Below are 22450 nucleotides of genomic sequence, written 5' to 3'. Positions count from 1 at the left end.
TTAAACCCTATCCCAATAAATATTTTTTTTAGAATCAACATCAAAAATAATACTTGTCTCTTTTTCGATTTGAATAAATACCTTATCACCAACTTTGTGATCAAGACATTCAGTTATCGCTTTAATAGTAGTTTCTTCGTCAATATTAAGTGTCAATTGCATAAATCTTCCATAATCAACTGTCTTAATAACTTCAGCTTGGATAGAGAACTCATTTTTATGTTCAGTAAGAATTCTGACATGTTCCGGACGAATCCCTAATAAATAATCTGTCTTTTTTGCTATATTCTTAGTTTCAGTAATCTGAAACAGTTTACATTCATTCAAAAACAAACAACTATCTTGATATTTTATCGGTAAAACATTTATTTGCGGTGTACCAATAAACTTTGCCACAAACAAGTTAGTAGGATTTTTATAGATATTCTCTGGAGTATCTATCATTTGAATGATCCCTTCATTCATAACTGCAATACGATCACCCAATGCCATAGCTTCCAGTTGATCATGTGTTACATAAACAATCGTTTGATTATTTTTATCATGTAGACTTTGAATTTCATCACGTGCCTTTTCTCTTAATTGAACATCAATATTGGAAAGTGGTTCATCAAGTAAGAACACTTTGCTTTTTTTGGCCATCCCTCGACCTAGTGCAACACGCTGCTTTTGACCACCAGATAATTCTGACGGTAAACGGTCTTTATAATCAGACAAATTCAAAGTTTCCAAAATAGAAGTCAATCTTCTTTTTCTTTCATTTTTTTCAACTTTATGGACTTTCAGCGCATATTCTAAGTTTTGATAAACAGTCATGTTTGGATATAGCGCATAGTCTTGAAAGACCATTGCTATAGTATGACCGTCACTGAGGCTTTTTTTAATATCATCCCCGTCAATCAATACTTCACCATCACTGGCAACTTCAAGACCAGCAATCATTCTTAACGTTGTAGACTTACCGCACCCTGAAGGTCCAAGCAATACTAGGAATTCACCAGCTACCACTTTTAGATCCAATTGATCGATGACTTTGGTATTCTTAAAGTTCTTTGTTACTTTCTTCAATTCAATGGTCGCATTATTATCATTCATTCTTTCTTTGCTCCTTACTTAAGTCCACTATTGCTAATACTATTCAAAATGTATCGTTGGAAAATCAAATAGATAATCAACGGCAAAATAATCATAATGGATGAAAGTGCCATGGCTAATGGAAAGTTAGTTCCGCCTTCACTCGAAATATAGTTTTGAAGCGCCAATGGTAAAGTAAAACTACTCTTATCCTTCAAAATCAACGTTGGCCAAACATATTCATTCCACGAATTAATAAAAAACATAGCTCCAACACTGATAATGCTAGGTTTTATAATTGGTAGAACAATATTAAAAAAGATCCTACGGTTCGGAATATCATCTATTTTTAATGAATCAAACAAACTACCAGGGATTTTCTCCATAGTTTTCAAAAAAATCATAATTCCCGTGGCATCGCATAACTGTGGTAACGCCACCCCAATCACACTATTCAAAAGATTCAGCTTAGCTATCACTAAATAATTGGGAATCATAACTATAGTGAACGGCACAAAGATCGTGGCAACAAATAACAAATAAATAAGATTCTTATGCTTGAACTGATAGTATCGAAACGCATACGCAGCCAACAAACCAGTGAATAGCTTACCTAGTGTTACTATCGTTGCCATAAAAAATGTATTCCAAATCAAATGAACTAAATTAACTTGATGATTCAAAGTTGTATAATTGATCGTCGTTGGTTTATTAGGGATCAAACTCAGAATCGATTGATACGATTCTTGTAATGTCTTAAAGGAATTGGAAATCATAAACACTACTGGTAACAGTGCAATGATTCCAATCAATATCAATGGTATGTGCCACAAGGCATATTTTTTATTATTCATATCTAGACCTACCCTCTACAAACCTAATCTCCAAGTAGAGTAGTACTAAGAAAATAATGAATGTTGTAATTGCTAGTGCCGAAGCACTACCTGTCCTATATAAAACGAACGCGTTTAAATACGTGTGGTATAAAACATTGGAAGATCCGTAGTAAGGACCTCCAGTCGTAATGACATTGATTGGTGTAAAGGCATATTGCAATCCTTGTACAATCGTTAGTATCAAAACATAAATAGCAATACTTCTGTTCATAGGTAAAATAACATTCCAGATCATTCTCCACTTAGGGATACGATCAACCGTTGAAGCATCGATGATATTCTTAGGAATAGAACCCAATCCCGTCAATAACAAAATAAAGTTATATCCAAAGACTTTCCAATTAGTAATTAAACAGATAACAACGATTGCTAGACCTCCAGAATTAGTCCAATTTGGCAGAACAAATCCACTTTGCCTAAACAAAAATGCAACTGGTCCAGAAACTGGATTCAATAACCAAGAAAATATCATTGCTCCGACTACTAGTGAGAACAAACTTGGAATAAAGAAAATTATCTTGTATACACCTTGCATTCGTTTGATAAAGAACTTAACTATTAGAGAAATCACATATGGAATGATAAAATTTAAAACCAGTAACAAAACAATATAGAAGAAAGTATTGAGTAATACTTTCTGATTGACCGGATCAGTAAAGACTTCAATATAATTCTTCATCCCTACAAAATCCTTAGTTGGTGCAATCAAATTCCAATCGAAAAAACTTAAATAAAAAGTATAGATGATAGGAATAATCATAAAAATTGTTAACAAAATTCCCGTTGGTAACAAGTAAATAAATGGTAAAAATTTCTTATTGTTGTGCATTGATCTTATCCTGTGCTGCTTTCAATGTAGATGAAACATCACTACCAGATAAAATCTTGTCGCGGGCATCAACCATTGCCTGTTCTGCTTGCAAACCATTTTTTGGGAATGAAGTCCATGGAATTGCCTTATCTAGTGTCTTAACAGCTGGTACTAGCATTGGATTTTCACTAACATAATCTTTGAATTCTTTTGAATCTAGTGCATCTTTAGTTGGTGGTAAGTATCCTGTACCTTTACTCCAAGTTACTGATGAACTTGCTTTGAACATAAACTTCTCAAATTCCCATGCAGCTTTTTGTTGAGCGGAATCTTGAGCCGTAATAGCCAACATTGATCCTCCAGCAGGAACAACAGTCTTGTGATTCTTAAAGTGTGGAGCAATGATAGCACTAGCATTGAAGCTAGCTCCTTTTTTGATATGAGATGCTTGAGCAATTGTTGTAAAGGCCATTGCTACATCACCCTTAACAAATGAATCCATACCTTGAGCCCATGGTGTATGAAGTGCAGTTTTGTCTGTCACCATTTCTTGATAAAGTTTGTAGGCACCTGTTCCATTTGAACTAGCGAACGCAGCTTTACCATTCTTTTGAATTTTAGCTCCATTACTTAACATAAGTGCTTGTTGTGCCCATGTATCACCGGGTTCTTGAATGTACAATCCGTACTTACCACCTTGATCTTTAATAACTTTGGCAGCAGATTGTACTCCTTCCCATGTATCTAAAGATTTAACATCAATGTTGTATTGCTTCAATAGATCATTATTAACAAATAACACTGGTGTACTTAATGAATATGGCAATCCTACTAATTTTTTATTAGCATCTTTAGCAAATGATAAAGTTTTAGTTGTGAAATGATTATTAATAAACTTATCGTTTCCATCGAATTTCTTAGCAGCATCAGTTGGTGTCATGTATTTGAAATTGCTAGAAAAGTAATTATCATAGGCCCAACCTACTTGAACAACATCTGGGACCTTTCCTGAAGCTTGGGCAGATTGAAGATTTTGCATCAATCCCTGATACATATTGGGGTTGTATTTAGCAGTAACTTTGATATTCTTATGGGTCTTATTAAATTCTTCGACCAATTTATCAACTGTACTACCACCCTGTGTTTGAGCATTAACGTGCCAGTATGTAATATGTGTAACTGATTTTGCTGAGGTTTTAGAAGTTGATGAACAGCCTGCAAAAATAACCATCATCAAAGCTAAGCCAACTAAAGCCAAAAAGTTCTTAAAATATTTTGTTTTCAATTTGTTCCCTCCTGTATTCGTTTAATATTAGGAAACAAATGTATATTTCTTATATATTTAATGTATTATTTATGTAAAGTTTTAAAAAGTTAATAATTACCATACTAAGTAATGAGACAGTTTCCTATACATCAACAAACTCGATATGGTACTATATTAAAAAATAAATATGATAAATCGGTTGGCGAAAGCTTCAAGGTAATTCCTTCTCAGGGGTGTGAGAGGGATTATTTTGGGGCTTTTTTTTCCGAAATAAATTAAAAGGAGCACATATATGGGATTTTTAGGTATTTTAGTTTTGATTTTAATCACCACGACCATTGTTGGTCATTATTCTTCACGCATGGGTATACCAGCTGTTATCGGACAGCTATTAGTAGGTATTATTCTTGGTCCGGCTATTTTGAATTGGGTCAAGCCTACTGAATTCATTCACATCTTTTCAGAAATGGGTGTAATTATTCTGATGTTTATTGCCGGTATTGAAAGTGACTTACAGTTACTCAAGAAATACCTTAAGCCAAGTTTCTTAGTTGCGATCCTTGGCGTTATTGTTCCCGTCGCCTTGACATACGGCGTTAGTTTACTATTTAATCTTGGAGTTAAAGAAAGTTTATTTATTAGTGTTATTTTTGCTGCGACCTCAGTTTCTATCTCAGTCGCTGTTCTCAAGGAACTGGATGTTTTAAACGGTAAAGCTGGTGCAACTATTTTGGGTGCGGCAGTGGTCGATGATATCCTAGCTGTAATTATTCTGAGTGTAATGGTCAGTCTGATGGGTGAAGGCGTAAAGGGTTCATCTAGTGGTACAAACTTGATACTTACTTTTACAGAACAGATACTATTCTTTATTGCCATCTACTTTGTTGTTAAATTCTTAGCACCTTATATGGCAAGAATCGGTGAAAAACTATTTATTCCCGTTGGCCCAACGATTATGGCCATGATTCTCTGCTTTGGTATGGCTTATTTAGCTGACTTGATCGGCTTGAGCTCAGTAGTTGGGGCTTTCTTTGCAGGCATCGCTATTTCTCAGACTAGAGTGCTTGAAGAAGTGGATCACAGTATCGAGCCGATTGGATATGCGATTTTCATCCCTGTATTCTTTGTGAGTATCGGTCTAAATATGTCACTTAGTGGTATCGAAAATGACCTTTGGTTCATTATTGCTTTGACGATTGTCGCAATCTTGTCTAAACTATTTGGTGCCGGGTTAGGTGCACATTTGTCACATTTCACTTTTGCGGAATCATATATGGTTGGTGCAGGTATGGTATCTCGTGGGGAAATGGCTTTGATTATTGCTCAGATTGGATATCAATCCAAGTTGATTTCATCAGATTATTATTCAGCAATCATTTCAGCAATCATCCTTACAACATTACTCGCTCCGTTCTTATTGAAACACGCTGCCAAGTTATCACCACAAATTCCAAAAGACCTTAACCGGTAAATTAACTTTTTGGAGTAATCATGAATCAACAATCAGAAGAAGAATCAGAACTTAGAATTGATACCATTGATTCTAGTGTTAGAGAAGATCTCAAACTGGATTGGTCTAATTTTGCCATACTTTTTTGTTCAATCATTATCGCTAGTGTCGGATTGAACATGGATTCTAGTCCAGTAATAATTGGAGCCATGTTAATATCACCTATCATGGCTCCGATAACTGGTATTGGATACAGCATTGGTAGTGGTTATACTGGGCTTTTGAAAAAGTCAGCACGACTATTCGCTATTGAATTACTCATCGGTATAGTCGCATCGTCTATTTATTTCACACTCTCCCCAATGAAAGAGGCCAGTGAACAATTGATGAATCGGACATCCCCAACACTTTGGGACGTTTTGATTGCATTCTTTGGTGGAATTGCTGGAATTATTGCTGCATCAAAAAAGACACCAGGTAATATTCTGCCCGGTGTCGCTATTGCCACTGCATTAATGCCACCACTTTGTACCGTTGGATATGGAATCAGCCAAACAAATTGGCAGATTATTGGTGGTGCAGCTTATTTATTCTTGATCAACGCTTTTTTCATCGCGCTATCAGCGTTACTTGGGACCATTATCTTCCGACTTCAAAGTGGTCAAAAACTAGATATTCCGTTGAAGAATCGTGTTTTCACTATTGTCTTAGCTGTAATAATTATTATCCCCAGCATGATATCTGCTAGTACGATTGTTAAACAATCATACGTGGAAGCACAGTTGGACCAATTTGTTACTGGAGAATTAAGTAGTGTCTACGTTACGAAAAAAGACGTCAGTAATAACAAGATCACCTTGTCTATTATCGGAAACTCCATAAGTAAAACTCGACTAAAGTCTTTGAAAAACGACCTAGATGAATATCATCTTGGTGGATATTCACTAAAGATCAATCAATTGACCAACGGCGACTACATAACGACAGATGCTTTCAACAAATATGTAAAAGAGCAAAGTAGTGTCAAGTCATCATCTAGTAGTGAGACTAGCTTGGATAAATTACAAGATAAGTTAATGTCATCAAAATATAGCGATGATATTAAGGACGTATATGTTGGTAATATGCAAGATAGTAAAGATGAGAAACACAAAGTCGTAGTTGTAAAATTAACTGACACTGGTAAAAATGATAAGGATACCTTAGATAAAGGTATTCAAAAACTTGTCAAAAAGACCATTTCAGATTCTGATGTTACCGTTATTTATAATTAAAAACAGCTTTTCAATTCATTTACCGAATTGGAAGGCTGTTTTTTAGTTACTATTATTCTTTTATTGCTCTGTTTTAAATAAAATCAGTAACTTCATCAACTGCATAACGAACTGACTTAGTAAATTCACCATCTGGTTTACCGATGGCAATCGCTGTTACAGGAATGAATCTTTCTTTATCCAAATCAAATGTTTCAGCAACTTTATCAAAGGCATATCCTGACATAGGGTTAGCTTCATATCCATGGGCACGTGCAATCAACAATAGTTGCATGGCAATCATACTACCATCAATAGTAGCGTCTTTTTCCAAGAATGATCTATCAGCATTTTCATACAATGGCAAAAATGTCTTGAAGACTTTATCACGCATTTCAGGTGTGATTTGACCATTGTCACAGGCTTTGTTCCAAACATCACGGTACTTGTAATGTGACTGTGTATCGCCTAACACAAAGATAACGGCTGAACTTGTATCTGTCTGTTCATAATTGAACGGCATCATAACTGAATGTGCCTTATCCTTGCCCTCTTTGTTATCACAAACAACAAAATGCCATGATTGAAGATTACATGCTGAAGGAGCAGATGTAGCTTCTTTGAGCATTTCAGAAATCTCTTCACGAGGAATCGACACACCGCTCTTGAACTTTCTATATGAATGACGATTCAGCATAATATCCGAGAAGTCATTATTAACTAATTTTTTTGTAGCATCCATAGAAAAATACCCCCATTAAATATTATTAAATTCATTTTATTCAACAAGTTAATAATATCACGAAAACGTTTTCTACTTTAAAAAAATCTCCAATTAGTTAGCTTATTTCTATAGATTCTGACCCTTTTCCCAAGTAGTCTTGGAGAGTGTTAAACCTTTTTTGACTATTCCATCAAACAACTTATGTGTGCGACTAGAAATTTCAGCTGCTGTCTTGATATTGCTCTTGGTTAATACATCAGTAACGTTGTCATTGACATTATCCAATGATACATCTGTAGCCTCTAGGCGTTGTCTAGCAAAAGATTGACATCCCTTTAAATAGGCATGAATCATGTCAGAATATTCATGATAATGTGGTTCAATCATCACCGACAAAGTCTTTTCTAACCAATAGACGTTATTTACATCAACATTATTAGTCGTATTCTTATAATCCTCTGGAGTATCAGTAATGTTTGTATAAAATGGCACATAAGGACTATAAGCAAAGAAACCTAGTGACAACCATTGCACGGCTGCATGATTCTTATCAACATCGCTTCTGATCTGGAGAATAGATGAGGCCTGATTACGGTCCATTGCAATTGAGCGGAATTGACGTTGTTCTTCTTTTGTACCAGAAGCAAATGTACCAAATGGATCATACTTTGTTCCATTATAGTGTGATGACAAGAAGTATTGAACATCTTCAATCGCAATCTTCTTGCTAGGCTTTTTGGCCAAAGTCATATTTTGATCTGTTGGTTCTTGTTCAATCTCTGGATTGAATAATTTTTGACCATACCAAGTACGAGGTGTGTTGTAGTAGGCATCCTCTTCACTATGAGTACCAAAAATTTCACGGAAGTTAAATTTATCTGGTTGGGGATTCAAGTGGTGTTTTGCAACGAAATCAACCAAGTCTGTAGCAACTAGGAAATTATCAGTATCAGAAACATCGATATCTTGTACTACGGTTTGATTAGGTACGATGGCATAAGTATCTTCAGGTAAACGCATAGCTGCCCAGTGGTGTCCACCAGCAGTTTCCAAAAGCCAGATTTCATCTTTATCATTGAACGCAATACTATTACATTCACCAGTACCATATTTCTCTAATAATGCACCTAATCGGATTGCACCTTCTTTAGCAGTCTTGATATATGGCAATACCAATGTCAACATTGCTTCTTCATCTACGCCGTCAGTCACTAGTGGATCGTACCCTAACACGCGGGCATTGGTCTCAGTAGTTTCTGTGGAACTCATACCGACATTGTATTCATTGATACCGGCTTCTTCATATTGTCCATCACTTTGATCAGCTTGTGGTGTAGCAGTATATCTATAGGCATGATCAGGCAATGGTACCTTTACACCTGTTGTTACAGAATTATAGAAGGCATCCTTTTGGTCCTTTGCTTCATGAACAACAAACTTTATTGGGTTGATTGGACCATAACCGTCTTCATTACGGGCGACAATAGTGGAACCATCCATGCTGGCACCTTTACCAACTAGAATCTCAGTACAATCAGAACTTGTATTTTTCATTTCGTTCACTCCCCTTTTGATAAACAGTATAGTTTCAGAATTACATTTAAGCTAGTTTGTTTATTGGAAAATTTAATATGTTTGTTTTTTGATATAATTTTTTTGTTTTTCTGGTTCTTTTGACTGGATGTAGTTTTTTTGCTTAGCCCTAAAAATTGAGCCTTCACTTTTTTATTGGTTTTAAGTTCAAATTCAAGCTCAGACTCAAATAATATATATCTTGTTTCTGTTTGCTTCGCAAACGCGTAACAGAACGCAATTTCTTCCGCTTAGTTAAAAATAGTGGGTCTTCACTTTTTTATTGATCTTAAGTTCAAATTCAAGCTCAGGCTCAAATAATATATATCTTGTTTCTGTTTGCTTCGCAAACGCGTAACAGAACGCAATTTCTTCCGCTTAGTTAAAAATAGTGGGCCTTCACTTTCGTGAAGGCCCACTATTTTCAGCTAATGCTCGGAAATTATTCGCGTTCTGTTACGCTCTCAATGATGACATCTTCATCAGGCTTATCATTACGGTCACGTTTTACTTTAGCAATTTCTCTAACAACATCCATTCCGTCAGTAACTTGACCGAAAACGGTATGTCTATGATCTAACCAAGGTGTTCCACCATTTTTATATTCAGCGATAATCTCTTCTGGATAACCGGCAGGTGCCATTTGTTTGATCATTCTTTTGGGCATATTTTGGTTTGTAACAATGAAGAATTGGCTTCCGTTAGTATTGGGACCAGCGTTGGCCATTGATAATGCACCATCTAGATTGAATAATTGGTCTGAGAACTCATCTTCAAAGGCATCTCCATAGATACTTTCGCCACCCATACCAGTTCCTGTTGGGTCTCCTCCTTGAATCATGAAATCAGGAATCACACGATGGAATACTACACCGTTGTAATAATCTTTTTTGGCTAATTCAACGAAGTTCTTAACAGTCTTTGGTACAAGTTCATCGAATAATTGAATATCGATATCGCCATGGTTTGTCTTAATTGTAATCTTAGTTCCTTTGGCATTCTCTAAGTCTAATTGTGGATACATTTATTTATTCCTCTCAAACTTCTATTTTTTTCATAATTAATTATAACAAAATACATCAATATGGCCTATTTAACGACTTTTAACCAAACCAAACTGGAAGCATCATTGCTGCAAGAGCTATTCCATCGTATTTAGTAGCGTAGCCTTTGATCTGGTGATACAACACTATCAAGGCATTTAACCCATCCTTTGGATGTTCAAATGAATAATAGGTGATTTTTTTACATAATTTTGTCGCAACCAAACTATAATCATTCGTCTTATCCAATTCTTTGGCTGAGTTGAATAATAGTTCCATAGCTTCTGGACTCTTTTTAACTTGACTATCAGAGTATGCAGTACTGATTTGATCCATCATCGTTTGTACTTTTTCATCTCTTGTTTTCATATCGTGTTCCTTCAACTTTCAGGTTCTAATGCAAATATAGCACCAAATTCTCCAAATGAAACATATTTGATTGTGACCATAATTCTATCATTATAATGGTGCTAAAAATGGTAAAATGAGTAAAATATATTATGAAAGCGTTTTAACTTTAAAGGGGGATTTTAAATGGAATATACAAAACTTGGCAATACCGGATTAGATGTCTCGAGAATCTGCTTAGGAACTATGGGATTTGGAACACCGGGAAAGGGTCAATTTCCATGGTCAATTGGACAAGAGGACAGCAAAAAAATCGTTGAACACGCACTAGATCTAGGCATCAACTTTTTTGACACTGCTAATACTTATTCCAATGGTATGAGTGAGCACCATTTGGGTAATGCGTTAAAGGACAAGAATCGTGATGAACTAGTAGTCGCAACTAAAGTATTCTTTGATAGCAGTGATAAGCCTAATATGTCTGGACTTTCAAGAAAGGCTATTCTGTCACAAATCGATCGTAGTTTGGCACGTCTTCAAATGGACTATGTTGACTTATATATAATTCATAGATGGGATTTTAACACTCCCATTGAAGAAACAATGTGTGCTCTAAATGATGTTGTTAAATCTGGTAAAGCACGTTATATCGGTGCTTCTGCTATGTATTCTTGGCAATTTGAAAAGGCAAATGCAATCGCCAAAGCAAATGGCTTTGCTCAGTTTGTTTCAATGCAAGACCACTTGAATCTTTTGTATCGTGAAGAGGAACGTGAGATGTTACCACTTTGTGAAGAAGAAAATATTGCCGTAACACCTTATAGTCCCTTAGCATCCGGTCGTTTAGCAAGAGACTGGACCGCCAGCACCAAACGTGCTGAAACAGATAATATCGCTAAAGCCAAATACGATAACACTGAAGCTCAAGACAAAATTATTGTTGATAGAGTTGGCGAAATTGCTCAAAAGCATAATGTTGATAGGGTTCAAATCGCACTAGCTTGGTTGTTACAGAAGAAACAAGTCGTAGCACCAATTGTTGGCGCTACCAAATCAAATCACTTAGACGGTGCAGTAAAGGCATTAGACGTCACTTTAACCGATGAGGATATTGAATTATTAGAGTCGCCTTACCTTCCACATAAGTTGATGGGGGCTCGTACTTATTAAGTACTTGTTTCTATAATGATTTTGAGTTCAAATTCAAACTCGGGTTCAAATAATATCTTTGCTTCTGTTTGCTTCGCAAACGCGTAACAGAACGCAATTTCTTCCGTTTAGCATAAAAAATAGGGTCTTCACTTTCGTGAAGGCCCCATTTTTTGTGCTAATACTCGGAAATTATTCGCGTTCTGTTACGCTCTTCAATGTTGTAAAGTGTCCATCTTGATAAACTAAAACAGCGCCATACAAATCGTCATTATCAGCTCCCCAATTGGGAATTGGTCCGTTGTTGAAAAACAATCGTTTGGCTTCTAATTCACCTTCAATGGAATTCTTAACAAAGACTGTGACGGCTGCTAGATCAGTTTTTAGTGGATATCCGGTTCTTGGGTCAATGACGTGATGATATTTTTTGCCATCTATCTCTAAGAATCGTTCATAAATACCACTTGTTACGGCTGAACACTCGCCTATTTGGATATTTTCAATGGTCTCACCGCGTTTACTCGTGGGATCTTGTACGCCAACGATCCACTTATGGTTTGCTTGATTGGGACTATCTCCAACGAATAAGACATTACCGCCTAGGTCAATAATTCCTCTATCAATGCCTAATGAATGCCACAGGTCTCTGATTCTATCGGCAATATACCCTTTGGCAATACCACCAAGATCTAGCTCCATCCCTGACTTATGTAGAAATACTGACTGTTTGACGTCGTCTAATTCAACATCACTCGGATCGATTAGTCGCATTCTTTTCTTTATATCATCATCACTAGGAATATTGGCTCCAACGAATCCTATCTTCCAAAGTTTGACTAGTGGTCCAATTGCTGCATTGAATCCAAAGTTTTGACGACTATATTTCATTGCTGTTTTAACTAATGAATACGTAGCATTTGAAACTTGCACTGGATCTAATCCTGCGGACTTATTGACCGACATCATCTCTGAGTGACCACGATTAACTGTTAATAGATCTTCGTATCTTTGAATTAATTTAAAAGCTTCATCGACTCCAAAGCTGTTCAAAGTTCCAAATGTCGTTAACGAAATATTAGTCCCTAGTGCATAGCCAGTCTTATGTATTCTGTGTTGAATAAGATTATCAATCATAATTACTCAGTTTTATCAGCACTTTCATCATCATGTTCTGAAGCACCTGTTGTTGCATCAACTTGAGGCGTTGGGCCACTTTGTTCTTCTGAGTCATCAGAGTCGTCATGCTTTGAAGCACCTGTTGTTGCATCAGGAAAACCATCAAACTTGCCTTCTTGAACCAAGCTCACTAAGTGGCCTACGTTACCAGTGAATTCCATAGTACCAAGATACTTGCCGAATTCATCTCGAACTGCAAAGTAATTGATCCACACCTTGTGGCCATTCAATGGTAAGCAACGCTCAACATGATCACTTGTTCCCAATTTGAAACTATCTAGTATTCCCTTAACGATTGGCCATACCTTTGGCGGATGACATTGTTGAACGGGTTCTCCGATCTCTGCTGTATGACGAACATGCTCACGATTGGGTTTATCTGAGAAATATGCAAAATTATCATTTGCATCAATGAAATCAATCTCAAATGGTAAAGTATTGAAAATCTGTTGGATCTCTTTAATACTCAAACTACCGGTGCGGAACTTGATCAACGCATCACTGCTAATATGTGGTTCAGTCATGTTATCGTCTCCCTCTTCTAAATAACGCATATTTGATTTTACAAATTTATTAAATGCCGTAAAACTGTTTTCAAGGTTGTGAACAATATTGATATCAGTCACAAAGCCATTCTTATCAAAAACTTTGGCCGCATTACCAATCAACACCTCATTACCTGGTAGAACATTAGAATTCAAATCAGGTGAAAGTAACATCTGTCGTAATTGTTGCTGGGCACGGGATGTACCCTGTGTTCCATATGAAACACCCACGATCATAACAGGCTTTTTTTTCATAATGTCGCGATTGAATGACAACCATTCTAGTCCACTCTTCAAAGCTGCAGGAATGGAGTGATCGTATTCTGGTGTCGCAATAATTACTCCATCGGCGTTATTTATCTTAGTATTGAACCGCCAAACTTCAGTTTGTTCTTTATCTGGTAAATCTTCGTTGAATGGTGGTAATTTCTTAACTTCTAATATTTCGATATCAGCAGACATTCTAAAATGCCATTTCATATATTGTAATAAAATACGATTATATGAAAAGTCTGCGTTAGTACCAACAATAGCAACAAGTTTCATAAAATTAACTTCCTTTCTGTATTATTTGAACTTATGGATTTCTTCTGAATATAGTCTGAATCCTGAGAAACATTTCTCTAGAAACGCTACAGTTCCTGGATTGATCAAGTCACCATTTTCATCAAAGGACTTTTTAGCAGTTCCTAAAAAGAACTCATTTCCTGGGAACACTTCAGCATTAACTCCAGGTGAATCTAGTATTTCACGCAAATGAGTCTGCGATCTTGATGAACCTTGGGGATGAATAGAAGCACCCACGATCATAACTGGCTTACCACTAAGCGGGTGAATCCTATACGATAACCATTCGATAACGCTCTTAAGTGCTGATGGTACAGAATGATTATATTCTGGACAACCAATGATTATGGCGTCTGCCTCAGTAAGTCTCTTAGCTAATTCTGTGATTAACTCTGGATCATAATTATCATCATTACCAGTTGGGTAATTTTCATTGAACATCGGAATATCTTTTATTTCATTAATATGAATTTCATCGTCAGTAAAGTGTTTACTGATAAACTGTAATAGTTTACGATTATATGATAACTTTTTGTTTGAGCCCACGATGGCTTCAATTTTCATAAATAACCTCCCATTGATCAATGTCACAAATAAGAATTGCAATTTTCTTCACAATCTTAATTTTAATATTAATTATACACATATGCAATCGCTTTCAGGATTTATATATAGTAATTTATATAATAGATTTTAACTATTGGAATTCTTCTCAAAAATAATGAATTAAATATACTAGAAATAAAGAAAGGACCCTTACCTTGCAACTTACCGTAAATCTCAACAAATTCATTAAGAACTTACTATTTAAATTCGACTGGGAAAGTTTAGCACAACATGTCATCTCAGTAATAACACAATTGATTCTACTAACGCTAGTCTTACTTTTGATAAATTGGATTGGCAAAAAGATAATTAGACACCTGTTCAAGAGCAATTTGAACTTGAGTAAAAGTCCAATTTCACAAAATAAAATGAATACGATTTACACGATCGTACTCAATATTTTCAAATATATTCTGTTATTCTTTTGGATCTATGCGATTCTTTCAGCAATCGGCATACCCGTTGGGACCTTGATCGCTGGTGCCGGAATATTCAGTTTGGCAATTGGACTTGGTGCTCAGGGCTTTGTTTCCGACATGGTCAATGGCTTCTTTATTTTATTGGAACAACAGATCAGTGTTGGTGACTACATCAATATCAATGGAATTGAAGGCACAGTCACATACGTTGGGATTCGAACTACACAACTTAAAAGTGTCGATGGAACGCTTAACTTTATTCCCAACCGCAACATCACCGTAGTAAGCAACCTCTCAAGAAACGATATGCGAGCATTGATCGAGATACCAGTTTCCAGTGATTCACCATTTGACAACATCAAGCAAGTTATCGAACATGTGGACAAGGGTCTTGATTTGAAATCATTGAAAATAACACAAAAACCATCAATTTTAGGTTTCTCGAATCTAAACGACGGTACTCTGGTTATCCAAATCGTAGCTTTCACTAAGCATGGTGAACAATTCAATGTTAAAAATGTGCTGATGAAAAAATACCTAACGGCTTTGAATTCAGCCGGCATAAATTTACCTAAATAATATATGCAAAAGCAAAACAACCAATATTTACTCACGTAAATATTGGTTGTTTTTAAGTTAAACTACTTTTTCCTTATCGATCAGCTTGGAATTTAGGAACCAATAGTCATGATAATCTCCGGCTAAAGCCGTGAATGGTACTGGTTCCTTGTTCAAAGAAATAATTTTTTTAATCAAATAATTCCTCAGAATCCAAGGATCTTCAATTTTTTCAACATTCAAATTCAAGATATCTTCTATTACTTTTGCAGTAGTACCCAAGTCGTCTGCCATCTGAGTAAAGGTCAATCCTGAAATTTCTAAATTCTCATGAAACTCTCTAACAGTTGAAACTCGTTGTTCATTAGTTAAGGACATATTAGTTCCTCCAGTAACTTTTAATTATTAAGGGAACATATTAGGCTTAAGAGAATGATTTTTCAAGAAAAAGCTACTTAATATTTGTTGCCGAGATTATTAACATCATTGGACGGCGTAATTCATCTTTCATCCCTGGTATATCCATCATATTTTTTGGTGGCATTGGTTCGACAACTCGATTGAGCCTAAAGCCACTAGTTAATAATCCATCAAGATAAGTCGTCAGAGTTTTGTGATACTTCACTACCGTTTCACCCAAGAAATCCGTCTCTCGTTTGCCCTCTTTAAAATAATTATCAACCGGGAAGTCTTTTATATTACCATTTTCATCATAGTTCCATTCTTCACTACCCTGTGCTGTAAAAATTGGATGCTCGACTGAAAATATTAATATTCCATTTGGCTTCAGATACTTACTAATCTTTTTGATTAAATAACTAAAAGACTCCACATAATGAAGTGCCAAGGAACTTATAACTATGTCAAAGCGATTATCTTCAAAGTCAATTTGAGAAATATCACCTTTGATATAGTCAATTTTGTCTGTTTCCGTCTTTTCCTTGGCCACGGCCAGCATCTTTTCAGACAAATCAACGCCAAGAACGCTTCTGGCATTATTCTCAACAGCATATCTGTCTATCCATCCATATCCACATCCCAAATCAAGCACATCCTTATTAGTGAAATCGGGTAACATAGGCTTCAATGTACTCCACTCACCAGCTCCAGATAATCCATTTATACTGCGATTCATCTTGCTGTACTTCTCAAAGAACTTGTCATTATCATATATATTATTCATTTTCTACCCTCTTGTAATTGAGCTTTAATTAATTTTTTATCAGGACACTATATCGTTATAGTATACCTGTTGGTTAAACCAATAAATAAAATCTAAAAAAGTGCTAGATAATTAATCGAGAACAACTCCCGATAAACTATCTAGCACTTTTAATATCCACTTTTATGCAGTAACTGCTTCGGCGGATTCTCTTTTCTTCAATTGAATATAAATTATATTAAGAACTAAACCAACTAGTGCAACGGCAATAGCAACATAGAATGCCTTTGAGAAATCTCCACCATTGGCTGCGGCCATATTAGCGGCAACTTTTGGTCCAAAGAATGCTGCTCCTGAATATCCACAGAAGATTATTCCATAGTTAACACCTTGGTTAAGTGGTCCATAGTTCTCAATTACAAGTGGTGGGAATACTCCCATTACTCCACCAAAGCATAATCCCAAAACAATGATTCCAATTGCAAATCCGGCTTGTGATGACACTGTAACTAAGACAATAAATGCCAATACGATAACACCTAGAATAATATTCAACGCATTATTACGGCCTACTTTATCAGAAACACTGCCCCAAACAACACGTCCTGCACAGTTACTTAATGAATAAAGACTTACATAAAGTGCTGCTGTACCAGCAGTCAACTTGAACATTTGTTGTCCAATAACTGCGGCATTAGATGCAATCATCAAACCAGAAAAGGCACCTGTAAACAACATCAAGAAAATTAAATAGAAATATGGTGTCTTAAGCATCGCAATCCAGTTCTTATTAGGTAGTCCTTTGCCATGTCTCTCTGGAGGATTAAAACCTGCTGGTTTGAATCCCACTGGTGCTTCTTTAATAAAGAAACTTGCAATGGCAACGACGATCATATAAAAAATTCCTAACATACGGAATGCATATAATGCATCGTGACTTTGGATAAAGCTATTGGCAATCGGTGCAGCAATGATAGCTGCTCCACCCATTCCAGCAGTGATAATACCTGAAGCAAGTCCCTTTTTGTCTGGGAATAACTTGATAGTATTACTTAGACAACCAGAATATGCTAAACCTTGTCCAAGTCCTCCGATGAGTCCATAAGTCAGATACAACATACTTGGACTAGTAACTAATCCTGTTAAAAAGAATCCTAATCCAAACATAAGTCCACCAACAATGATAGTCCATTTGGCCAAATGCTTGTCGGTTAAGAATCCTCCTAAGATCATAGGGATAGGACTGATTGCTGAATTGATGGTAAAGGCTAACATGATCTCTGCCATACTCCATCCTTTATCAGCACTCAATGGTCCTGCAAAAACACTAAAAGCATAGACGGCTCCAGTACAAAGTAGTATTGCAGTTGATGCGATCAAAACTTGCCAACGATTAATTTCTTTAGTCATTGTGCTTCACCCCTTAGAGAGTTTGGTTGAACCTCTCTTAATTTTTTTCCAATGAATGATTTGTGTTGTGGTTTTTGTGACTGAAATGAGTTGCAGATCCCAGATTCCTGCGCCTGCTACGGGAAACTAATGCGTCACTTTGTGGCACCTTAGTTTCCCTAGGCAGTGCTCAGAATCTACCAGGGATCTTCCACTCTCTGATTTTTGGAAATGCTCAGAAGTTATTCGCTTTGTTCCACTCTCTGATTTATTGACTCTTTGCCCGCTATTCTTCCAAACGTAAAGATATCAGCAAGTGAATTACCACCCAATCTGTTACCTGCGTGTAATCCTCCGGCTACTTCTCCTGCGGCATATAATCCGTTGATTATTTGGCCATCTTTGTTCAAAACGTGTGTCTCTGGGTCAATCTTTAAACCACCCATTGTATGATGTATAGCTGGTTTTCTTGGTGTGGCATAAAATGGTGCTTTGACAACTTTCAAGTCGAAGGCGTCTTTACCAAATTCTGGATCATTTCCTGCGTCAACGTAGGAATTATATTTGGTAATAGTATCAACGAATACTTCTGGATCTATCTTCAATTGTTTGGCCAATCCAGTCAGTGTGTCGTCTCTGTAAAGTGTTCCTGCTTTAACTTGATTATCGATTTTTTCTTGTGATGTATTATATGCAGTCTTTTTGATCTCATCATCTGCTATTAAATAGAACAAGTTTCCGTTATCAATGGCTGCTTGAGTTAGTTGATCACGGCTTCCATATTCGTTAACGAAACGTTTACCAGATTGGTTGACCATGATGAAATTGGCTGGTGGAACTTGTAGTCCAGTAAATATTTCTCCTGTATCTGGATCGGAAACGGGCATCATTTGTGTGAATCCCATCCCTACTAAATCAGCTCCAGCACTCAAGCCAAGCTTGATACCATCTCCGGTAATAGCTGGTGAATTAGAAGTCTTGATATCGTCGTCGATCTCTGTCCAGTAAGTGTTGTATTTCTTCAACATCTTAGTATTAGCTCCGTATCCTCCTGAAGCTAGAATGACTGAGTTTGCATGAATAGTGATCTTTTGACCGCTGTTACCACGAGCAATGACTCCTTTTACTTCACCATTCTCAATAATGAGCTCTTTGACTGGTGTCTCTGTCATCAATTTGCCGCCGTTATCTTCGACATACTTCTTCAAAGCTTTAATATAAGCGAATCCTTCTGGCCCCATAGGTTTGTGTCCACGACGCCAAAGAGCTCCAACGGGCATAGTTACTTCGTTCTTATCAAACTCAACTCCGACTTTTTCGAGCCACTTAACTGATTCCAAGGCATGGTCAGTCAAAATCTTAACTAAATCATATTGGCCGTGAATCTCGTTACCTTGCAAGTCAGTACGCTTACCACCTAAGTAAGTTTGGATTCTGAACAAGAGCTTAGAATCAAATAGGTAATTACCTTTACTATCAAGATATTGACCAATTTGTTTCTGTAACTCTTTGAAGTCATCACGATATTCTGGATCGATATCATCCAGCTTCATATCTTTGATTTCCTTTAATCGGTGTGCTTCACCGGCATTGGCATCAAACTTATTTTGCCATGTTGGATCAGCGGCATTCATTGGTCCACCGGCACGTACTGTGTTACCACCTGGTGATGGGAACTTTTCAGCGATAATAACCGACTTACCTTCATCAAGGATCTTGGCAGCTGCAGTTAATCCTGCACCACCAGCACCAACGACAACTACATCAGTTGTGTATTCTTCATCATTTCGAACAATATTTGAAGCCTTAGGACGTTTCTTCAATATCTCAGGGTTACCACCGGCCATTTTCACAGCTTTAGCAACACCATCGATAACTCCATGACTTGTTATTGAAGCTCCAGAAATCACATCAACGTTCAAGGTCTGACCATCGACAATTTCTTGAGGGATCTTCGTGAATACCACGTCAGCGATTCCCTTTGTTTCCTTTGAAGTATCAATATCAATATCTTCGATTCGATCATCTGATAAAGTAACTGACATTGGAAGATCTCCATTGTGTCCTTTAGCCGTTACTTCAAAAGTTCCTGGTTTAAAATTAAGATCTTCTGGAACATTTAATAGATTGGCAATTTCTGTGAAGCGTTTGAACTTTGTGAAACAGCTATCTAAGAAGTCAATCGTTCCTTCTGATTTCAAATTCCCATTGTCATCAAAAGCATCTTTTGCTTGGCCCAACAAGAACTCAGAACCTGGCATAACAGCTGCATTAACACCTGGTGCATCAAGTATCTGTCTCAAGTGCAGTTGGGCACGTGATGATCCTTGGGGATGTAATGAAGCGCCAACGATCATGACTGGCTTACCATCAAAAGGATGTAGATTAAATGATAGCCATTCGATAATACTATTTAGAGCTGATGGCACTGAGTGGTTGTGTTCAGGAGTCGCAATAATGACACCGTCGGCATCACTTATCTTAGTATTGAATTCTTGGATGATCTCACTATTAGATTGGTCATCTGATTCATCAAACATTGGTACATCGAACAATTCAAGAATCTCAATCTCAGCCTTATCACTGAAATGTTGCTTCATAAATTGTAACAACATACGGTTATATGATTTTTCTGCATTTGTTCCAACTATTCCAATAAACTTCATTAGTTGTTGCCCCCTTCAGTTGCCTTTTCCCAAGTGAATTCTTTGTTTTGTTCAGCTTGGAAGCCATGATTCTTTACTAATTGATTAGTAATATCTACAAACAATAAGAATTGATCAAAACATTCTTCTAACTCCGTGGCTTTGTCCTTATAGATCAAATCACCAGACTCATCAAAGGCTTGAAGTGAATGTCCCAATAAGAATTCTTCACTTGGCATTACTCGTGCTTTTAATTCTGGTGCATCAAGTATCTGTCTTAAGTGATTTTGAGCACGTGATGAGCCCAATGCCCCATAAGAAGCACCGACAATCATAACTGGCTTATCAATAAAGGGTCTTGTTGTATACGATAGCCACTCCAAAACACTCTTCAATGGAGCTGGAACAGTGTGATCATATTCTGGTGTTGCAATTATTACTCCATCAGACTCTTCTATTTTGTCCGATAAATCCTTGAGTCCTGTTGGTAATACACGATCTTGGGGCTGATTGAATGCTGGTAGACCTTTTATCTCACAAACCTCTAAATCAGCTTTTTTAGAGAAGTGTTTTTGCATGAATTGTAACAATTGACGATTGGTTGACTTGGTCGCATTAGTACCGACTATCCCGATAAATTTCATATTAATACCTCTTTTGATTTTTGTTCTTTATTTCACAAATATATTTAAAAAAAATGGATTTACTATTGTACATCTAGAAAATCCCTTAATTCAAAGTCTAGTGTACAATCTAGTTATTGTGAAATATTTATTTAATTATTGACCCATAACAAATTTGTTATAATTAAGGTAATTAGGATAGGAGTGTTGATAATGCCAATGATCGATTCACCGAATATGTTGCAATATCTAGATACTTTACTCAAATATGGGAACTATACCAAAGCTGCAAAAAGTCTTTATATTTCACAGCCCTATCTAACTCAGACAATAAAAAAAGTCGAGAAAGAACTCGACATTGAAATTATCAATCGACACGATACTCCACTGCAGTTGACCGAAGCTGGTCGAATTTATTATCAGTATTTGAATTCAATGGAAGTGAAACAAGACAACTTCCGTAAACAGATCTCAAAATATGCCTCAACTGAGCACACCATTATTCGTATTGGTGTCCTATCTAGTCTAGGAACATATTTATTACCATTATTTTTGCCAACTTACTTAAAGTCTCATCCAAATGTAAAAATAGAATTATATGAGGCTATACCTGATATCAATGAAAAGAAAACTCTCAACGGTGACTTGGACTTCTTCATCGGCCAAAATCCTGAGACTATTTCCCCAAGACTGACTGTCTATGATCAAGGAAAACATGGATATTACGCCATAATCCCTGAATCTTCCAAACTATATCAACCCAAAGAAAAATTCTTAAAACCTGGCAGTATCTCTATTAAGTCTCTTTTACAGGAAAACTTGATCCTCACCACTCACGGATCTGCCATCAGACGACAAGTTGACTACTTGATTCATAAGTTCAAGATCCAGCCAAATATTGTTCTGGAGAGTAACAACATCTTCACAATTGTTGCTCTAGCAACTAATAATCTAGGTGTTACATTTTTACCTGAGAGTGTTCCCATCCCTAAAGCTAACGACAACATCAATATTTACAAGTTACCAATGGACCTGATTTCACTGAATTATTTCATTGCCCACCCTGCAGATAAGACATTGATTGCGGCTGAAACAGAACTTGTTGATTCATTTTTACATTATTTAAAATTTGATATTGAAGTAAAAAACGCTAGCCCAATGATAAGTTGATTA

The 22450-nt window shown here is 36.5% G+C and carries 21 protein-coding genes; 5 read left to right on the top strand and 16 right to left on the bottom strand.

Annotated elements, in window-relative coordinates; translation table 11 throughout:
- Genes BTM29_RS04050 through BTM29_RS04035 form a run of 4 tightly spaced genes read right to left on the bottom strand, consistent with a single transcriptional unit; the run spans position 1 to position 4066 of the window.
- On the bottom strand, positions 1–1095 hold the full coding sequence (locus tag BTM29_RS04050; RefSeq protein ID WP_076614283.1) for an ABC transporter ATP-binding protein: 1095 nt from the start codon (positions 1093–1095) through the stop codon (positions 1–3).
- Positions 1096–1109: 14 nt separating this feature from the next.
- A complete protein-coding gene (locus tag BTM29_RS04045; protein ID WP_076614282.1) occupies positions 1110–1928 on the bottom strand; it encodes a carbohydrate ABC transporter permease in 819 nt (272 codons plus the stop codon).
- A complete protein-coding gene (locus BTM29_RS04040; RefSeq protein WP_076614281.1) occupies positions 1921–2799 on the bottom strand; it encodes a carbohydrate ABC transporter permease in 879 nt (292 codons plus the stop codon). Before BTM29_RS04040 ends, BTM29_RS04045 begins: the two co-directional genes overlap by 8 nt.
- Positions 2786–4066 carry an ABC transporter substrate-binding protein gene (locus BTM29_RS04035; protein ID WP_225972231.1) on the bottom strand — a complete coding sequence of 427 codons (1281 nt, stop codon included), beginning with the start codon at positions 4064–4066 and terminating at the stop codon, positions 2786–2788. Before BTM29_RS04035 ends, BTM29_RS04040 begins: the two co-directional genes overlap by 14 nt.
- Before the next feature lie 274 nt (positions 4067–4340).
- Here BTM29_RS04035 and BTM29_RS04030 point away from each other — a divergent pair, with 274 nt between their 5' ends.
- Both BTM29_RS04030 and BTM29_RS04025 read left to right on the top strand, forming a co-directional pair.
- Positions 4341–5519, top strand: a complete 1179-nt coding sequence (locus BTM29_RS04030) for a cation:proton antiporter (protein WP_076614280.1) — start codon at positions 4341–4343, stop codon at positions 5517–5519.
- A 20-nt stretch (positions 5520–5539) separates the two neighbouring features.
- The gene (locus BTM29_RS04025; RefSeq protein ID WP_076614279.1) at positions 5540–6772 is read left to right on the top strand and encodes a DUF389 domain-containing protein; all 1233 of its coding nucleotides are present in this window, start codon (positions 5540–5542) and stop codon (positions 6770–6772) included.
- Positions 6773–6845: 73 nt separating this feature from the next.
- On the opposite strand, the gene BTM29_RS04020 is transcribed toward BTM29_RS04025, so the two are convergent.
- The 4 genes from BTM29_RS04020 to BTM29_RS04005 all read right to left on the bottom strand — a co-directional run bounded on the left by BTM29_RS04020 (position 6846) and on the right by BTM29_RS04005 (position 10459).
- Positions 6846–7493 (bottom strand): nitroreductase family protein, encoded by a 648-nt coding sequence (locus tag BTM29_RS04020; RefSeq protein ID WP_076614278.1) that lies wholly within the window; start codon positions 7491–7493, stop codon positions 6846–6848.
- Positions 7494–7601: 108 nt separating this feature from the next.
- On the bottom strand, positions 7602–9029 hold the full coding sequence (locus tag BTM29_RS04015; RefSeq protein WP_076614277.1) for a C69 family dipeptidase: 1428 nt from the start codon (positions 9027–9029) through the stop codon (positions 7602–7604).
- Between the two features lie 460 nt (positions 9030–9489).
- Positions 9490–10071, bottom strand: a complete 582-nt coding sequence (locus BTM29_RS04010) for a peptidylprolyl isomerase (protein ID WP_076614276.1) — start codon at positions 10069–10071, stop codon at positions 9490–9492.
- 79 nt (positions 10072–10150) lie between these two features.
- Positions 10151–10459 (bottom strand): bacteriocin immunity family protein, encoded by a 309-nt coding sequence (locus tag BTM29_RS04005; RefSeq protein WP_076614275.1) that lies wholly within the window; start codon positions 10457–10459, stop codon positions 10151–10153.
- Positions 10460–10624: 165 nt separating this feature from the next.
- On the opposite strand from BTM29_RS04005, the gene BTM29_RS04000 reads away from it, so the two are divergent.
- On the top strand, positions 10625–11608 hold the full coding sequence (locus BTM29_RS04000) for an aldo/keto reductase (protein WP_076614274.1): 984 nt from the start codon (positions 10625–10627) through the stop codon (positions 11606–11608).
- A 171-nt stretch (positions 11609–11779) separates the two neighbouring features.
- Here the strand turns inward: BTM29_RS04000 and BTM29_RS03995 are convergent, their stop codons facing one another.
- Genes BTM29_RS03995 through BTM29_RS03985 form a run of 3 tightly spaced genes read right to left on the bottom strand, consistent with a single transcriptional unit; the run spans position 11780 to position 14439 of the window.
- A complete protein-coding gene (locus BTM29_RS03995) occupies positions 11780–12721 on the bottom strand; it encodes an FAD:protein FMN transferase (protein ID WP_076614273.1) in 942 nt (313 codons plus the stop codon).
- A 2-nt stretch (positions 12722–12723) separates the two neighbouring features.
- The gene (locus BTM29_RS03990) at positions 12724–13854 is read right to left on the bottom strand and encodes an NAD(P)H-dependent oxidoreductase (RefSeq protein WP_076614272.1); all 1131 of its coding nucleotides are present in this window, start codon (positions 13852–13854) and stop codon (positions 12724–12726) included.
- A 21-nt stretch (positions 13855–13875) separates the two neighbouring features.
- On the bottom strand, positions 13876–14439 hold the full coding sequence (locus BTM29_RS03985) for an NADPH-dependent FMN reductase (RefSeq protein WP_076614271.1): 564 nt from the start codon (positions 14437–14439) through the stop codon (positions 13876–13878).
- Between the two features lie 410 nt (positions 14440–14849).
- Between BTM29_RS03985 and BTM29_RS03980 the strand changes: the two genes are divergently transcribed.
- Positions 14850–15479 (top strand): mechanosensitive ion channel family protein, encoded by a 630-nt coding sequence (locus BTM29_RS03980; protein ID WP_225972230.1) that lies wholly within the window; start codon positions 14850–14852, stop codon positions 15477–15479.
- Between the two features lie 57 nt (positions 15480–15536).
- Here BTM29_RS03980 and BTM29_RS03975 read toward each other — a convergent pair whose 3' ends face one another.
- The 5 genes from BTM29_RS03975 to BTM29_RS03955 all read right to left on the bottom strand — a co-directional run bounded on the left by BTM29_RS03975 (position 15537) and on the right by BTM29_RS03955 (position 21298).
- Positions 15537–15836, bottom strand: coding sequence for a DUF2316 family protein (locus tag BTM29_RS03975; RefSeq protein WP_076614269.1), 300 nt, complete (start codon positions 15834–15836; stop codon positions 15537–15539).
- A 73-nt stretch (positions 15837–15909) separates the two neighbouring features.
- Complete coding sequence (locus tag BTM29_RS03970) at positions 15910–16641, bottom strand: class I SAM-dependent methyltransferase (RefSeq protein WP_076614268.1); 732 nt, start codon at positions 16639–16641, stop codon at positions 15910–15912.
- A gap of 162 nt (positions 16642–16803) precedes the next feature.
- Positions 16804–18030, bottom strand: a complete 1227-nt coding sequence (locus BTM29_RS03965) for an L-lactate MFS transporter (RefSeq protein WP_076614267.1) — start codon at positions 18028–18030, stop codon at positions 16804–16806.
- Positions 18031–18251: 221 nt separating this feature from the next.
- The gene (locus BTM29_RS03960) at positions 18252–20675 is read right to left on the bottom strand and encodes a flavocytochrome c (protein WP_076614266.1); all 2424 of its coding nucleotides are present in this window, start codon (positions 20673–20675) and stop codon (positions 18252–18254) included.
- The gene (locus BTM29_RS03955) at positions 20675–21298 is read right to left on the bottom strand and encodes an NADPH-dependent FMN reductase (RefSeq protein ID WP_076614265.1); all 624 of its coding nucleotides are present in this window, start codon (positions 21296–21298) and stop codon (positions 20675–20677) included. Before BTM29_RS03955 ends, BTM29_RS03960 begins: the two co-directional genes overlap by 1 nt.
- A gap of 192 nt (positions 21299–21490) precedes the next feature.
- Here BTM29_RS03955 and BTM29_RS03950 point away from each other — a divergent pair, with 192 nt between their 5' ends.
- The gene (locus tag BTM29_RS03950; RefSeq protein ID WP_076614264.1) at positions 21491–22447 is read left to right on the top strand and encodes a LysR family transcriptional regulator; all 957 of its coding nucleotides are present in this window, start codon (positions 21491–21493) and stop codon (positions 22445–22447) included.
- The last annotated feature ends 3 nt before the right edge of the window (positions 22448–22450 follow it).

The sequence above is a fragment of the Companilactobacillus allii genome, from assembly GCF_001971585.1.
Classification (GTDB): domain Bacteria; phylum Bacillota; class Bacilli; order Lactobacillales; family Lactobacillaceae; genus Companilactobacillus; species Companilactobacillus allii.
Note: the sequence above shows the minus strand (reverse complement) of the source record. Positions and strands in the feature narration are given on the sequence as shown.

Excerpts from the sequence above, each read along its gene's own strand:
- BTM29_RS03995 (WP_076614273.1), bottom strand. The coding sequence starts at position 12,721 with ATGATTGATAATCTTATTCAACACAGAATACATAAGACTGGCTATGCA.
- BTM29_RS04000 (WP_076614274.1), top strand. The coding sequence starts at position 10,625 with ATGGAATATACAAAACTTGGCAATACCGGATTAGATGTCTCGAGAATC.
- BTM29_RS04030 (WP_076614280.1), top strand. The coding sequence starts at position 4,341 with ATGGGATTTTTAGGTATTTTAGTTTTGATTTTAATCACCACGACCATT.
- BTM29_RS03960 (WP_076614266.1), bottom strand. The coding sequence starts at position 20,675 with ATGAAGTTTATTGGAATAGTTGGAACAAATGCAGAAAAATCATATAAC.
- BTM29_RS03965 (WP_076614267.1), bottom strand. The coding sequence starts at position 18,030 with ATGACTAAAGAAATTAATCGTTGGCAAGTTTTGATCGCATCAACTGCA.
- BTM29_RS03980 (WP_225972230.1), top strand. The coding sequence starts at position 14,850 with ATGAATACGATTTACACGATCGTACTCAATATTTTCAAATATATTCTG.
- BTM29_RS03955 (WP_076614265.1), bottom strand. The coding sequence starts at position 21,298 with ATGAAATTTATCGGGATAGTCGGTACTAATGCGACCAAGTCAACCAAT.
- BTM29_RS03975 (WP_076614269.1), bottom strand. The coding sequence starts at position 15,836 with ATGTCCTTAACTAATGAACAACGAGTTTCAACTGTTAGAGAGTTTCAT.
- BTM29_RS03950 (WP_076614264.1), top strand. The coding sequence starts at position 21,491 with ATGCCAATGATCGATTCACCGAATATGTTGCAATATCTAGATACTTTA.
- BTM29_RS04050 (WP_076614283.1), bottom strand. The coding sequence starts at position 1,095 with ATGAATGATAATAATGCGACCATTGAATTGAAGAAAGTAACAAAGAAC.
- BTM29_RS04010 (WP_076614276.1), bottom strand. The coding sequence starts at position 10,071 with ATGTATCCACAATTAGACTTAGAGAATGCCAAAGGAACTAAGATTACA.
- BTM29_RS04040 (WP_076614281.1), bottom strand. The coding sequence starts at position 2,799 with ATGCACAACAATAAGAAATTTTTACCATTTATTTACTTGTTACCAACG.
- BTM29_RS03985 (WP_076614271.1), bottom strand. The coding sequence starts at position 14,439 with ATGAAAATTGAAGCCATCGTGGGCTCAAACAAAAAGTTATCATATAAT.
- BTM29_RS04015 (WP_076614277.1), bottom strand. The coding sequence starts at position 9,029 with ATGAAAAATACAAGTTCTGATTGTACTGAGATTCTAGTTGGTAAAGGT.
- BTM29_RS04045 (WP_076614282.1), bottom strand. The coding sequence starts at position 1,928 with ATGAATAATAAAAAATATGCCTTGTGGCACATACCATTGATATTGATT.
- BTM29_RS03970 (WP_076614268.1), bottom strand. The coding sequence starts at position 16,641 with ATGAATAATATATATGATAATGACAAGTTCTTTGAGAAGTACAGCAAG.
- BTM29_RS04025 (WP_076614279.1), top strand. The coding sequence starts at position 5,540 with ATGAATCAACAATCAGAAGAAGAATCAGAACTTAGAATTGATACCATT.
- BTM29_RS04005 (WP_076614275.1), bottom strand. The coding sequence starts at position 10,459 with ATGAAAACAAGAGATGAAAAAGTACAAACGATGATGGATCAAATCAGT.
- BTM29_RS04020 (WP_076614278.1), bottom strand. The coding sequence starts at position 7,493 with ATGGATGCTACAAAAAAATTAGTTAATAATGACTTCTCGGATATTATG.
- BTM29_RS03990 (WP_076614272.1), bottom strand. The coding sequence starts at position 13,854 with ATGAAACTTGTTGCTATTGTTGGTACTAACGCAGACTTTTCATATAAT.